This window comes from Caballeronia temeraria (genome assembly GCF_001544795.2).
GTDB lineage: Bacteria > Pseudomonadota > Gammaproteobacteria > Burkholderiales > Burkholderiaceae > Caballeronia > Caballeronia temeraria.
On record NZ_FCOI02000005.1, the window covers coordinates 152,784 to 166,788 of the forward strand.

Below are 14,005 nucleotides of genomic sequence, written 5' to 3' on the forward strand. Positions count from 1 at the left end.
TCCGCCTTCGCCAGCCGTCACTCCGTTTCCGCCCGTGAAGCTATCCGCTCCGCATGCTCCTGCCCGACAAACCAAGTCGCCGGGTGCAAGAACATCATGTAACCCCAGCGGATCAATGCACGGCCACTATTACCGCTGAATGAGATGAGAGAAGGGGCCACACATGTGTCCCCTCGATAAATAAGACTAGACTGGGTGACGGCCTGTCAAACGAAACGGATACATCCAAGCTTCATAAGTGTTTTTCTTTAAATCATCACTCCAATTTTTGCTATCGGAAGCCTCTATCTGGTTAATTTTTAAAAGCACGTACCTCTCATTACCCTCATTCCCTTTTTCGTAGATCTCAACCTCCAATTTCCCCAGACTCTCTGCATCTAAAAGCTCCTTGAGTGCGCTGTTGATGAACGGGCTTGATGCAAAAATATTCGCCTCTATGTCGCTACAGGCAAATTTCAAATACATTATGGCCTTCTTTAGAGCATTAATTTCACTTGCTCTTAAAGAAATGGCTCGTTGCGGTTCGTCTTTGTCAATCATGGACAACCACCTCCTCTAGCATTTATTTGACGATGCGTCATGCCTAATCGTTCTTCATATGACATGCCAGATAAGCCGGCGTACGGATTCTGGCCTGCATGCAACACTTCGCCAATATTCATTTTTCCTTCGTGGATATACTCAAGTAACGAAGATTGCCTTATATTTGCCATCTGCTCATCTGTCGCCTTGAATATAACCGCGTAATCACCTCTCCCGGCATACCTTTCGTTTCCGATAAATATATCTCGCTCAACATCTCCAGGTGTCATCAATATATCTGTCAAATAGACTTTTCCAGATGAATTCGGATTAATGGCGCCCGTTTTTAATATGTTGTTTAAGCCGGCTTGGTCGGTGTAGTGAATGAATACCCCTTCTTCAGTGAGCCCAAGCGGATCAATCCATCCAAACGGATTGGGCGCATACGCATACAGATTCAACCCACCAGCCAATCCAATCGGATCCTGACTGATAAACTGCCCCGCATGCGGATCATAGTACCGGAACGTGTTGTAGTGCAGCCCGCTTTCCTCGTCCCAGTACTGCCCCGGCATGCGCAACGCCTGTACGAATGACTCGCCCTGCGCCAAATTCGCCTGCACCGCGCCCCACGCCGTATAACGCCCGCTCCACACGAGCCGCCCCTGCGCGTCCGTCACATCGCGAACCGTACCCGCCGCGTCCGTGTGATAGTAGTGGGTCACCCCCTTCGCATGGCTGGCCGAACGGTCCACTCGCGCCAGCGGCGCATACGCCCGCTTCGGGTCATACACGTAAGTGCGGCTGCCTGCCTCTCCCTCCCGCTCCTGCACCAGCCGCAAGCCTTCCCACACGAACTGCGTGTGCCGCTCCAGTTGCCGAACCGGGTCAGATAGCGGAGCATGCGACAGCGGTGCGGAAAGAGCAGCGACATTGATGTGTTCACTTGTCATTTTTTGGTCCCGTCGAGATGAAACAGGCTGGCGTTGAATTCGGGCAACGGACTGTCTATCGCAAGCGCGTGATGTTCGCGGCGCGCAAGCCCGGACGGCACGAAGCGCCGGCGCAAGGCCGCGTCGGCCTGATATTCCGGGGGCGCGAAGAGCGCCAGGATTTCGGGCGCCGCGCCCACGTTCATGTCGTCCCTGCCGAGTTCGTCCTGGGGGCCAAGCAGACCGATCGCCTCCTCCAGCCGTTGCGGCTCGGCGAACAGGCCGCTGATCGAAACCTCAGCGTGGGCGATTGCATCGTCATCGGGCGGCGCACCGGGCGTCGCAATGGCCGGCATTGTTATTGGCGAACTCCCCCAGGAGCCGGACAACATGGAGTAAGACGAGTCAAGCGCTGCGCAGTAATGCGCGTGCATCGTCGCTGCAATCGTGTCGGACTGGACCGGTATTCCCGCCGGCCGCATGCTTACCGACGAGATCGCCGCCGTGAGAACGCTGTCCTCCACGCTCGCGAAACGCGTGATCGGCCAGCACGACGCGCTGCAGCAGATCAGCGAGCGCGTGCAGACCGCGCGCGCTGGCCTTTCCGATCCGAAGAAGCCGCTCGGTATCTTCCTGCTCGCCGGGCCTTCGGGCATCGGCAAGACAGAGACCGCGCTCGCGCTCGCCGAAGCGCTCTATGGCGGCGAGCAGAACCTCATCACCATCAACATGAGTGAGTATCAGGAGGCGCACACCGTTTCCGGACTCAAAGGTGCGCCGCCCGGCTATATCGGCTACGGCGAAGGCGGCGTGCTGACCGAGGCAGTCCGACGCCGCCCTTACTCCGTGGTATTGCTCGACGAGATCGAGAAGGCACATCGCGACGTGCACGAAGTGTTCTTCCAGGTCTTCGACAAGGGCTACATGGAAGACGGCGATGGCCGCTACATCGATTTCCGTAACACGACGATCCTGCTGACCACGAACGCAGCAGCGGAACTTACGGCGGGCCTGTGCGCCGACGCCACACTCGCGCCCGATCAGGACGCACTGCGCGCCGCGCTCGCGCCGGAGTTGCTCAAGACCTTTCCGGCGGCGTTTCTTGGCCGCATGACGGTCGTTCCCTACCGCCCACTTGCTCACGATTCGCTTGCGAGCATCGTGCGCCTGCATCTGAATCGCGTCGTGCGCCGAATGGACGATGCGCACGGCATCACGCTCGGATTCAGCGAGCGTCTCGTCGACTACATCATCGGCCGGTGTCTCGTGCAGGAAACCGGCGCGCGCGTGCTGATCGGTTTCATCGATCAGTATGTGCTGCCGCGTCTGTCCGCACTCTGGCTCGATGCGTTCTCCGGCAAACGTTCGATCGCGCGCATCGACATCGGCATCGGGGATGCCGAGGCCGCGCCATCGAGCGCCATCGTCATCACGTCGGCCGAAACGCACGCGGCCTCTTAATGCTTCCTCATTCAAGGAGACATGCATGTCCCGAAGCAACAGCAGTAACAGCAACAGTTCACAGAAGTTCATCGCGCGCAATCGTGCGCCACGCGTGCAGATCGAATACGACGTCGAGGTCTATGGTTCCGAAAAGAAGGTGGAACTGCCATTCGTGATGGGCGTCCTCGCCGATCTGTCCGGCAAGCCTGTGGAGCCGCTCCCGCCCGTGGCAGACCGGCGCTTTCTCGACATCGACATCGACAATTTCGACGAGCGCATGAAGGCCATCAAGCCGCGCGTCGCCTTTTCCGTGCCGAATACGCTCACAGGCGATGGCCAGTTGATGGTCGACATGACCTTCGAGAGCATCGAAGACTTTTCGCCTGCAGCCGTCGCGAGGAAGGTCGATTCGCTGAACCAGTTGCTGCAGGCGCGCACCCAGCTCGCGAACCTGCAGACCTATATGGACGGCAAATCAGGAGCGGAAGCGCTCGTCACCAAGCTGCTTGCGGACCCGGCGTTGCTCAAATCGCTTGCCGCCGCACCCAAGCCTGCAGCCGCCGGCGACAGCGGCGAGACACCGCCCACGCTGAACTAGAGCGCGCGGGCATCGCGGCCCTGAGAGATTCACAAATCGAACCGAACGAACACAAAAGGACATTCATGGCAGCCCATCCGGCACAGGCAAGCGCCGCCACCGCCAAGGCACATGCGCAACACAGCGACTTCACGCAACTGCTGGAACAGGAATTCCGGCCCAAGACGGATCAGGCGCGTGAATCCGTCGAACTGGCCGTGCAGACGCTCGCGGAACACGCACTGCATCAGTCGATCATCGTCAGTGATGATGCGTACAAGAGCATCGAAGCCATCATTGCTCAGATCGATCATAAGCTATCCGAACAGATCAATCTGATCCTGCATCACGCCGACTTTCAGAAGCTCGAATCGGCGTGGCGCGGCCTGCATCATCTGGTGTCGAACACGGAGACCGATGAGCGCCTGAAGATTCGTTTCATGGATGTCGCGAAAGACGAGTTGCGTCGCACGATGAAGCGCTACAAGGGCATTGCGTGGGATCAGAGCCCGCTCTTCAAGCAAATCTACGAAGAAGAGTACGGGCAACTGGGCGGCGAACCGTATGGTTGTCTCGTGGCCGACTATTACTTCGACCACACGCCGCCCGACGTCGATCTGCTCGGCTCGATCGCCAAGGTCGCAGCAGCAGCGCACACGCCCTTCATCTCCGGTGCATCGCCGTCCGTGCTGCAGATGGAATCGTGGCAAGAACTCGCCAATCCGCGCGACCTGACCAAGATCTTCGCGCAGAACCTCGAATACGCGCCGTGGAACTCCCTGCGCAGCACCGAAGACGCGCGTTATATCGGTCTCGCGATGCCCCGCTTTCTCTCGCGCCTGCCCTATGGCGCGACCACCAATCCGGTCGATGAGTTCGACTTCGAGGAACAGACCGAGGGCGCCGATCACCGCAATTATGCGTGGGCCAACGCCGCGTATGCGATGGGTGTGAACATCAACCGCTCATTCAAGCAATATGGCTGGTGCTCGCTGATCCGCGGCGTGGAATCCGGCGGCACGGTGGAAAACCTGCCCTGCCACACGTTCCCGACCGACGACGGCGGCATCGACATGAAGTGCCCGACGGAGATCGCGATTTCGGATCGACGTGAAGCGGAATTGTCGAAGAACGGCTTCATTCCGCTGATTCATCGCAAGAACACGGATCACGCGACGTTCATCGGCGCGCAGTCGCTGCAACGTCCTGCGGAGTACTACGACGCCGATGCGACGGCCAACGCGAATTTGTCGGCGCGTCTGCCGTATCTGTTCGCCTGCTCGCGTTTTGCGCACTATCTGAAGTGCATCGTGCGCGACAAGATTGGCAGCTTCCGCGAGCGCGAAGAGATGCAGCAGTGGTTGAACGGCTGGATCATGAATTACGTCGATGCAGACCCGGCAAACTCATCGCAGGACACCAAGGCGAGCCGGCCGCTGGCCGCGGCGGAAGTGGTGGTCGAAGAGATCGAGGGCAATCCTGGCTACTACTCGGCGAAGTTCTTCCTGCGTCCGCATTTCCAGCTCGAAGGGTTGACGGTGTCGCTGCGACTCGTGGCTCGTCTTCCGTCGGTCAAGGATGTGGCCTGAGGAATCGTAGTTGGTTTGGCGGCTCGTCTAGCGCCGACACGCCATCACCTCCATTTCCCATAAGCAGGAGCGCAAACAATGCACGACATGGTGTACGACGGACAAGTCCTCGAATGGAATAAAACGCGTTACAAGGCAACGAGCGGCCTTCCGGGCCATCAATTGCCGGCGAATCAGCGGGAACCGGATAGCGGTCCGATTCCCGAGGGTCACTATAAGGTCTTTTGCAATGACATCGGCATGTCGGGCATCGCGGACCGAAACGCCTGCGCGCTGGCGCCCGGATGGGGCGTGGAAACCATCCCGCGCGGCCCCGCCGCCGGATCCTGCGAGCCCTACTGGGCAAATTGGGGCAACCATCGCGCCCGTCTGGAACCGGTGAAAGGAACAAAAACGTTCGGACGCAAGGGCTTTTATATCCATGACTCGACGAAGGGTTTCTCGCATGGATGCATCGAGGTTCAGCCTTCCTTCTTCGCTGCATTGAAGAGCTTCGTACAGACGACGCGACGCACGTCCCTGATTGTGAAAGTGGAGTATGTACCGGGACGCACGACCAATGGAGGAACGCGTGTCTAGCCGAGGAACTCTGTGGTGCGCGGCCGCGGTCTTGCTCGCGCCCATGCTGTGCCGCGCGGCCCCCGCCATCGACATGGACAACTCGGTTTCTCAATGCGTTGATGTGAAGCTCGATTCGCCGGTGCAGAAGAAGGGCAAGCTCGTGACCCACGCCCAAATCTCGATGAACCGTGAGCTTTCCGAATGCGGGTGCACGTCCCGCCAGATGGCGTATCACGTCGTCGACGCGAAAGGAAGTCTCGTGACGCACGGACATTTCACGCTGCTCGGCGACACCAGGCGGCAATTGATTTTGGGCCGGAAGGATCGTGCAAGCGCTCCCGCTTCCTTGAAACTCTGGTTGGGGTGCGCGGGCGCGTAATCAGTTCTCTGAAAGCGGGAAGTCGCATACAGACGGCGTCCTGCCTATTTGTTAAACCTGTGAAGAACTAAAAGGAGTGCAAAACATGACAATGGATATCTTTCTGAAGATCAACGGCATCGACGGTGAATCGCAAGATGCATCCCACAAGGGTGAAATCGAGGTGACTCACTGGGGCTGGAACATGTCGCAGACTTCGTCGATGCATTCCGGCAGCGGCGGCGGTGCGGGTAAAGCCTCGGTCGATGACCTCGCTTTCGAGCACTTCATGGACCGTGCGAGCCCGAACCTGATGAAGTACTGCCTTACCGGCAAGCACATCGATCAGGCGGTCCTCACCGTGCGCAAGGCAGGCGGCAGCCCGCTCGAATACGTGAAGATCACCATGAGCGATGTGGTCGTCACGCGCGTGCAGCCTTCGGGAAGCAATAGCGACTCGGGCTTGCGCGAACAAGTGCAACTCTCGTTCTCCAAGGTCAAGCAGGAATACATCGTGCAAAACGCTCAAGGCGGCAGCGGTGGCGCCGTGACCGCGGCGTTCGACATCAAGGGCAACAAGGAAGCATAAGTCCCGGTCTGTGATTCGATGCCTTTGAATTGCCGCACCCGGCGAATGCTTCGCCGGGTGCGGCGCTCGTCCTGATTCCATGCGCCTTCCGTTCGCCTACCTCTTCTACTGCGTCGTTGCCTTGATGCTGGCGGCCTGCACGAGCAACGGCCCGCTCCCGCCGGCCGAGCCGCTCAAGCTCACGCTTACCATCAATGCCTCCTCGAGCGTCAATCCCGACGATCAAAAGCGCCCCGCGCCGATTCTCGTGCGCGTGTACGAACTGAAAAACGCGGACACCTTCAACCAGGCCGACTTCTACTCGCTGCAGGACAAGGACAAGACCGTGCTCGGCGACGACCTCGCCGCACGCGACCAGTTCCTGTTGCGCCCGGGCGAAAGCAAGACCCTCGTGCGCAATGCCAACGAGGCGAGCACGACGCTTGGCGTCATCGCCGCCTATCGCGACTTGCCCAATGCTGTCTGGCGCGCCACCTGGCCGCTGCCTGCCAGACCCACGGCCGCATGGTATCGACGCACGCCGAAACTGAAACTCACCGTCGACGCCGGTTCGAGTTCGATCACCATCAGCGACGCCGAGTCGCGGAACAAATAAAGACTATTTCTATGAGCTGGCATAACAAGGTCACCTGGAGCGAGGGGCTCTTCCTGCGCCCGCAATTGTTCCAGCAACAAGAGCGCTATCTCGAACATTTCGCGCACAAGCGCGCAGCGCCCCTGTCACCGTTTTTTTTCGGCTTCTCGCACTATGAGATCGATGACGAGGCGCTCGCGCTGGGCAAGGTCATCGTCAGATCGGCAAGCGGCGTGTTTGCAGATGGCACGCCCTTCGATACGCCGGGCAGCACGCCACCGCCCGCACCGCTCACGATCCGTCACGAGCACCTCGAACAGATCATCTATCTGGCCGTGCCGATTCGCGTCCCCAATGGCGAGGAGACCAGCTTCGAGAACGCGCCCGGTTCCCTCGCGCGCTATGCCGTCTTCGACACCGAAGTTCGCGACGCCAATTCCGTCGGTCAGGGTTTCAAGACCGTGCAATTGTCGAACCTGCGGCTGCGTCTGTTGCCCAAGAAAGAACTGACCGATGCATGGATCGGCCTGCCGCTCACGAAGATCAACGCATTGCGCGCCGATGGCAGCATCGAACTCGATAAGGCGCTGGTGCCGCCCGTATCGGGCTATGGCGCGAGCCAGCTGCTGACCACATGGCTCAGCGATATTCACGACCTCGCCCGCATGCGCGCCAACCGGCTCGCGGAACGCCTCACGGGCAGCGATGGCCAGGCAGGCTCGGTGGCCGAAGTGTCGGACTACCTGCTCTTGCAGACGCTCAACCGCTATGAGCCGCTGCTGCAGCATTTGCGCCGTATTCCGAGCACGTCGCCCGCGGAACTCTATGCGCTGCTTTTGAGCATGTCAGGAGAACTGTCGACCTATGTGCGTCCCAGCACGCGCCGGCCGCTCGACTCTCATCCGCCGTATCAGCATAACGAGCCGCATGTTTGCCTGAGGCCGCTGGTCGACGACACGCAATGGCTGCTCAATGCGGTGCTGGTGCGCAGCGCGCAAAGCATCGCGCTCAAGGATGTGGGGTACGGCATGCGCAACGCATCGATCGACCCGGCAGAAATGCGCGGCTTCTCTGCGCTCGTGCTCGCCGTCTCCGCCCAAATGCCGCCCGATGCGCTCGCACAGCAGTTCGCAACGCAGGCCAAGATCGGGCCGTCGGAGCGGCTGCCAGACCTGGTGCGTGCGCATCTGCCTGGGATGGCCATGCAATCGATGCCGGTTCCCCCGCGTCAGATTCCATTCAACGCGGGCTACGTGTATTACCAGATCGAGCAAAGCGGTCCGTTATGGGAGATGGTCGTGAAGCACGGTGGCATTGCGTTGCACGTCGCGGGCGAATTTCCGTCGCTCCAGTTGCAGCTTTGGGGTGTGCGTGGTTGATCACGTTCAGAAACGAGTGCGGGAAGCATCGGTATCGTGCGCACAACGCGCGCGTCGATAAGGCATATCAAGGATGAACATGGATGACGCGCACCTGGCATTGAAGCCGAACTGGCCCGGGGAGCAAAGTCCCTACGGGGAACAGCCGAAATCGACGGCCGATGCAGGACTCGATGAGTCCGCTGCCGTGGAATACATCAAGCGCATTCCGCCTGGCGAGCCGGCAGCCGCGCGGTTGCGCGCCATCGAGGAGGCGCACAATCCGCTGCTGGAAGCGAGCCGTCCGCTTTTGCGCGCGCTTGCCGAGATCCCGGATACGCTGACGAGCGTCCAGATCAACGCCCTGCACGCGCTGCTCAAGGAAGAAGTGCGCAGCTTTCAGCGCCTGTGTGAACAGGCCAACGTTCGACGCGAACATCTGCTCGGTGCTCGCTACTGCCTGTGCACGGCGCTCGATGAAGCGGCCATGCAGACCACCTGGGGCAAGCGCGAATCGGGCGTGGCGTGGATCAAGGACGGTCTCGCCACCGAGTTCCACGAAGACCGTCAGGGGGGCGTCAAGATCTATCTGCTGATCGGCCGCCTACTCAGTCAGCCGCACGAGCACCACGATCTGCTCGAGGTGATCTTTCGCATTCTGAGTCTTGGATTCATGGGCCGCTTCGCCCATGAGGCCGATGGCGCGCGCAAACATGATGCGATTCGCCAGCGGCTCTATCACGAAATTCAGGCGCGCACGAAGCCGGTTGCGGCCGTTTTGTCGCCGCATGCAGCATCCGATGCTCGCGGCAAGCGTCTGTCGGTCTACGACTTCCCTGTGTGGATCAGCTTCGCGCTGCTGGGTCTCGTTCTGCTCGGGCTTTTCGGATGGTTCAAATATCACTTGCTCACCGGCGGCGCGTCGGTCGAAAAGCTGGTCGTCGATATTGGCAAGATGACGCCGCCGCCCGCGCCACGTCTTCCTCACCTGCGCGAGCTGCTGAAGGATGAGATCGCCGCGGGCACAGTCAGCGTCGATGAAGATACGCGTCACAGCGCGGTGACCTTCCGCGGGGATGCGATGTTCGCGCCGGGCGGCATCACGGTGCATACGTCGATGGCTCCGTTGATCGCGAAGATCGCACGCGAAGTGGCCAAAGTGCCTGGCAAGGTCACCATAACGGGTTATACCGACAGTGTGCCGGTCAAGAGCCGCCAGTTCGCTTCCAACGATGCACTCTCGCTGGAGCGCGCCACGCAGGTCCTGCAGGTGCTGCAGGCATCGGGTATACCGGCAAGCCGTCTGGAGGCCGTCGGCCGAGGCGACGCCGATCCTGTCGGCGACAACGCCACCGTGCAGGGCCGGGCGCTGAATCGGCGCGTCGCGATCAACGTCACGCCATAGCGCGTCCCCGCCGCTTCAACGGATATTCAAAGAATGAAGAAGTTACTATCGTTTCTGAGCTCGCGTGGGTTCGTGGCATCGGTTGTGCTGGTACTGCTCGCGCTCGGCGTCTGGTTTCTTGGACCATACGTCGCATTCGGCGGCCTGAAGCCGCTGGAAAGCATCGCACTGCGGGTGCTGATCATCGTGCTGCTGGCGTGTGCGGTGCTGCTCTGGGTCAAACGCTGGTCGATGGCCGCCGTGCTCGTCGCGCTGCTTTGCCTGCTCATCTGGTATGCCGCGCCGCTGTTGAGCTTCAGCGAAACGAAGCCCTTCGAGCCGGTCGAAGCGCGCGTCATCGCAATCGCAGTCGTCATCGCGCTTTTTGCGATGTGGTGCCTCTATCGGCTCTGGCAACGAATGCGCCGCGATCCGCACTTCCTGCGCAAGACGCTCGCGGTCGATCACGACAAGGGCCCGTCTGCAGCCGCCGCACGGCTGCGGGAAATCGAGGCGCGCATGAGTGTGGCGCTCGATCGCCTGAGGACAATGCGCACGGGCGCGCACGGCATCGCACGGCTCTTCCAGGGCACGCGTCATCTTTATCAGTTGCCCTGGTTCATCGCGCTGGGTTCGGATCAGTCAGGCAAGACCCGCGTCATTTCCAATGCGGGGCTGGCGCTGCCCGCGGGGAGCGCACCGTCGCGCGCAAGCTCGACGCGATCGTCGTCGGAAGCATTGGTGGACTGGTGGCTGACCAACGACGCCGTATTCATCGACACTGCCGGGCACTTCGTGCATTTCGGCAGCTCCAGGCATTCGCTGCCGCCTCCCGTGGCGCCGAAGCAGAATGTCGACGACACGATCACCCAAAGGCTGTCCGGCGTGCAGCCATCGTCGGAGAAACACACGGCCGACCTCGATCAGACGGGTTATCGCCGCTGGGCCGACACCGACGAATGGTTCGGCTTTTTGCGCATGCTGCGCCGCCGCCGCCCGCGCGCGCCGATCAACGGCGCACTGCTCACGATCAAGCTCGACCTGCTCACCCATCCCGACGCGTCGCTGCGCGAACTCGAAGCCCAAGCATTGCGCGCACGTCTCACGGATCTGCGCGCAACACTCGGCATCCGCTTTCCGGTATATCTGATCGTCACGCAGATGGACCGCCTGCCGGGATTTGACGATTATTTCGCATCACTAACCGAAGAAACCCGCGCGCAAATTTGGGGCTTCACATTACCCCTCGACGATGCGTCGTTTCAGACGCGCTATGCGGATGAACTCGCGGCACTGTCCCAGCGCCTGAGCGCGGGCATCAACACACGCCTCGAAGACGAATACGACATCAAGCGACGCCGCCGCCTGGCCGCCCTGCCGGAAGCGTTTGCCGCGATCATTGCGCCGCTTTCGGACCTGCTCGCGCAAATGTTCCTCGACTCTCGTTACGACAACACGCAGCATCACTCGATGCTGCGCGGCGTGTACTTCTCGAGCGCGACTCAGGGCGGCGTTCCGGAGCAGCCCGAGCCGCTGACCATCATGCGGCGCCTCGCTTCGGCGTTCGATACGCCGCTGCTGAAAGGCAGCACCCCGTCCACAAGCACGCACAGCTATTTCCTGCGCGATCTCTTTGCCAGGGTGATCCTTCCCGAGGCGCATCTGGTACGGCCCAACCTGCGCTGGGAATATCGCTCACGTGCGCTGCGTTTGCTGGGGCACGCCGCGGCGGTGCTGCTCTTCGTGTGGCTGGCCCTTGCACTGCGGGTCAGTTTTGGCAACAACAGCGAATATCTGCACGTCATCGCGCGAAAGGCGCAGACGCTCGCGACCAAAGTCACAGAACTCTATCGCGATCCCAAGCCGGCGCTCATTCCCGACACGCTGACCGAAGCACGCTATCTGCCCACGTGGACCGGCCTCGATCTGGCCAATCCGGACATCGGCTTTCGCTACGGCTTGTATGCCGCGCCCAGTATCGTCGACGTGAGCGAGCAAACCTACCGTGCGCTCGAAGACAATCTCCTGCTGCCGCAGATCGTGCGCCGGATGGAGGCGGTCATCGCCGAGGGCATCGACGGCAAAGATGCGCGTACCACATATGCGGCGCTACGCGTCTATCTGATGCTGCACGATCGCTCGAAATACAACGCCGACGAGATCAAGACATGGGTGTTCGACGACTGGTCCCGTACGGACAGCGCATCGATTTTCGGCGGGCGCGCGTCGATGCTCGGCCACGTGGAGCAGCTCTTCTCGGGCGAGCGCATCGTCCAGTCGCCGCTCATTCGCAACGACGCGTTGATTGAGCGCGCGCGCGCCTTTCTCGATACGAGCAACGGCATGCAACGGCTCTACGAGCGCGCCAAAGCCGCCATGCAGCAAGATGCGCCCGATGATTTCACGCTCTTGCGCGCGGTCGGTCCACAGGCTGGGACGGTGTTCACGCGCGCGAGCGGCGATCCGCTCTCGCGCGGCGTGCCCGGACTTTTTACGTTCGACGGCTATCGCGACGTGTTCGACAAGCGCCTGACTGAATTCGTGCAAGTCGCTCGTGACGACGACGCATGGGTCATGGGCCGCGCCTATCTGTCGACGTGGTCAGCGAGCGGGGCCGATACGGCTCAAAAAAAAACGCTTGAAATCGCGCGTGCGGCGACAAACGCAGACGATGCTTTGACCGATGCCATCCGCCGGCTATATCTGACCGAATACGCGCAGAAGTGGGACACTTTTCTGACGGACATCCGGCCGGTCACGGGATCGAGCCTTGCGTTCAATCTTCAAATCCTGCGCCAATTCGCGGCGCCCGATTCGCCGCTGGCGCGTCTTGCGCGTGCCGCTGCGCGCGAGACCACGCTGACGCAGAAAATCGCGAGCGCGGACGGCACGCTCATCGATAAGGCGGCGAGCAAGCTCGACGAGAAAGCCAAGCTGCTCGGTATCCGTGCGCAAGAGCGCGTCGAACGTGAACTCGTGGATAACCGCTTCGCGCCGCTGCGCGAAATGGTCACGGGCAGCACGCAGGCTACGCAGGATGCCCAGACCACCGCTTCGACCGCCGGCAAGACCGGCCTCGATGGCTTAACGACGCTGCTCAACGAGACGTATACGGCGCTCACCATCGCCGACAACGCACTCGTCAATAATGGCCTGCCGCCACCAAGCGATGCCTCGGCAAAGCTGAAAATGGCCGCAGCGACGATGCCCGCGCCTTTTCGCGAGGTCCTGCTGAGACTTGCCGCGCAAGGTTCGCGTGACGTAAATGGTGGAGTCGGTCAATTGCTCTCGCGTCAGACGCAAGCGGTGGTCGGCGACGCGTGCCGCCTCGCGGTAGAAGGCAATTATCCGTTTGCGCCCGATAGCAACCGCGACATCAGCATCGAGGACTTCACGCGCGTGTTCGCGCAAGGCGGGCTGATCGATGATTTTTTCACGAAGAATCTGGCCCCCTTCGTCGATACGTCCGCTCAACCTTGGCGCTACAAGACCTTGCCCGGTTCAACCGAGCCGGTGCAGGGACCGAATCTTGAACCGTTCCAGCACGCGCAGGCCATTCGCCAGGTTTTTTTCGGCGAACAGGGCAAGCAGCTCGCGTGGAAGGCCGAAGTGCGCGTCCCGGAACTCGATCCGACGATACTCGGCCTGCTCATCGACATCGACGGACAGAGCACGCAGTATCAGCATGGTCCGGTGACGCCGCTGAAGTTCTCTTGGCCCGGACCGCGCGGCGGCGTGCATGTCGAGCTGACGGCAAATCCGCGGATTCGCGCGGACACATCGACAATCGCGACCGATGGCCCGTGGGCACTCATGCGCTTGTTGCGCCGTGGGCAGATCGTGCAGACTGCCACGCTCGGCCGCACGCGCGCGGTATTCGATTTCGACGGCCGCAAGGCGGCGCTCGATATCGCCAGTGCGGGCAGCGTGGCGAATCCACTAACCAGCGACGTGCTCACCGGATTTCACTGCCCGAGCGCTTTGCCGATGTTCAATCTCGCGGATAGCGGTCCGCCGCCGGGGTTGCCTCCGGCCTCCACGTCGCCAGGAACCGCGGCCTCGACAGGTCAGACACGATAAGGGACGGACTGAACCCGGATTCGGCGGTGGTGACCGCC

At 60.9% G+C, this 14,005-nt stretch carries 12 protein-coding genes and 1 pseudogene; 10 read left to right on the forward strand and 3 right to left on the reverse strand.

Annotated elements, in window-relative coordinates; translation table 11 throughout:
* Positions 1-186: 186 nt before the first annotated feature.
* Genes AWB76_RS09975 through AWB76_RS09985 form a run of 3 tightly spaced genes read right to left on the reverse strand, consistent with a single transcriptional unit; the run spans position 187 to position 1,936 of the window.
* Positions 187-540 carry a hypothetical protein gene (locus tag AWB76_RS09975; protein WP_061159986.1) on the reverse strand — a complete coding sequence of 118 codons (354 nt, stop codon included), beginning with the start codon at positions 538-540 and terminating at the stop codon, positions 187-189.
* Complete coding sequence (locus AWB76_RS42665) at positions 537-1,475, reverse strand: RHS repeat-associated core domain-containing protein (RefSeq protein ID WP_061159987.1); 939 nt, start codon at positions 1,473-1,475, stop codon at positions 537-539. Before AWB76_RS42665 ends, AWB76_RS09975 begins: the two co-directional genes overlap by 4 nt.
* Positions 1,472-1,936, reverse strand: coding sequence for a TagK domain-containing protein (locus tag AWB76_RS09985; protein WP_096031281.1), 465 nt, complete (start codon positions 1,934-1,936; stop codon positions 1,472-1,474). The genes AWB76_RS42665 and AWB76_RS09985 overlap by 4 nt, the downstream gene beginning before the upstream one ends.
* Between AWB76_RS09985 and AWB76_RS09990 the strand changes: the two are divergent.
* From AWB76_RS09990 to tssM, 10 genes and pseudogenes are all read left to right on the forward strand, one after another.
* Positions 1,887-2,915, forward strand: a pseudogene (locus AWB76_RS09990) (AAA family ATPase); the annotation flags it as partial. The gene AWB76_RS09985 and the pseudogene AWB76_RS09990 sit on opposite strands and share 50 nt — an antisense overlap.
* 25 nt (positions 2,916-2,940) lie before the next feature.
* Positions 2,941-3,495, forward strand: a complete 555-nt coding sequence (gene tssB, locus AWB76_RS09995) for a type VI secretion system contractile sheath small subunit (RefSeq protein ID WP_061159989.1) — start codon at positions 2,941-2,943, stop codon at positions 3,493-3,495.
* Between the two features lie 65 nt (positions 3,496-3,560).
* Positions 3,561-5,063, forward strand: coding sequence for a type VI secretion system contractile sheath large subunit (gene tssC / locus AWB76_RS10000; RefSeq protein WP_061159990.1), 1,503 nt, complete (start codon positions 3,561-3,563; stop codon positions 5,061-5,063).
* Positions 5,064-5,141: 78 nt separating this feature from the next.
* A complete protein-coding gene (locus tag AWB76_RS10005) occupies positions 5,142-5,642 on the forward strand; it encodes a tlde1 domain-containing protein (RefSeq protein ID WP_061159991.1) in 501 nt (166 codons plus the stop codon).
* A 31-nt stretch (positions 5,643-5,673) separates the two neighbouring features.
* Positions 5,674-6,003 (forward strand): DUF2195 family protein, encoded by a 330-nt coding sequence (locus AWB76_RS10010; protein ID WP_157696089.1) that lies wholly within the window; start codon positions 5,674-5,676, stop codon positions 6,001-6,003.
* An 85-nt stretch (positions 6,004-6,088) separates the two neighbouring features.
* Positions 6,089-6,571: an Hcp family type VI secretion system effector gene (locus tag AWB76_RS10015; RefSeq protein ID WP_061159993.1), complete on the forward strand. Its 483-nt coding sequence runs from the start codon at positions 6,089-6,091 to the stop codon at positions 6,569-6,571.
* A 79-nt stretch (positions 6,572-6,650) separates the two neighbouring features.
* Positions 6,651-7,166: a type VI secretion system lipoprotein TssJ gene (tssJ, locus tag AWB76_RS10020; RefSeq protein ID WP_061159994.1), complete on the forward strand. Its 516-nt coding sequence runs from the start codon at positions 6,651-6,653 to the stop codon at positions 7,164-7,166.
* Between the two features lie 11 nt (positions 7,167-7,177).
* On the forward strand, positions 7,178-8,524 hold the full coding sequence (tssK, locus tag AWB76_RS10025; protein ID WP_061159995.1) for a type VI secretion system baseplate subunit TssK: 1,347 nt from the start codon (positions 7,178-7,180) through the stop codon (positions 8,522-8,524).
* Between the two features lie 79 nt (positions 8,525-8,603).
* Positions 8,604-9,908, forward strand: a complete 1,305-nt coding sequence (gene tssL, locus AWB76_RS10030; RefSeq protein ID WP_082864410.1) for a type VI secretion system protein TssL, long form — start codon at positions 8,604-8,606, stop codon at positions 9,906-9,908.
* Positions 9,909-9,941: 33 nt separating this feature from the next.
* Positions 9,942-13,967, forward strand: a complete 4,026-nt coding sequence (tssM, locus tag AWB76_RS10035; protein WP_061159996.1) for a type VI secretion system membrane subunit TssM — start codon at positions 9,942-9,944, stop codon at positions 13,965-13,967.
* Positions 13,968-14,005 lie beyond the last annotated feature (38 nt).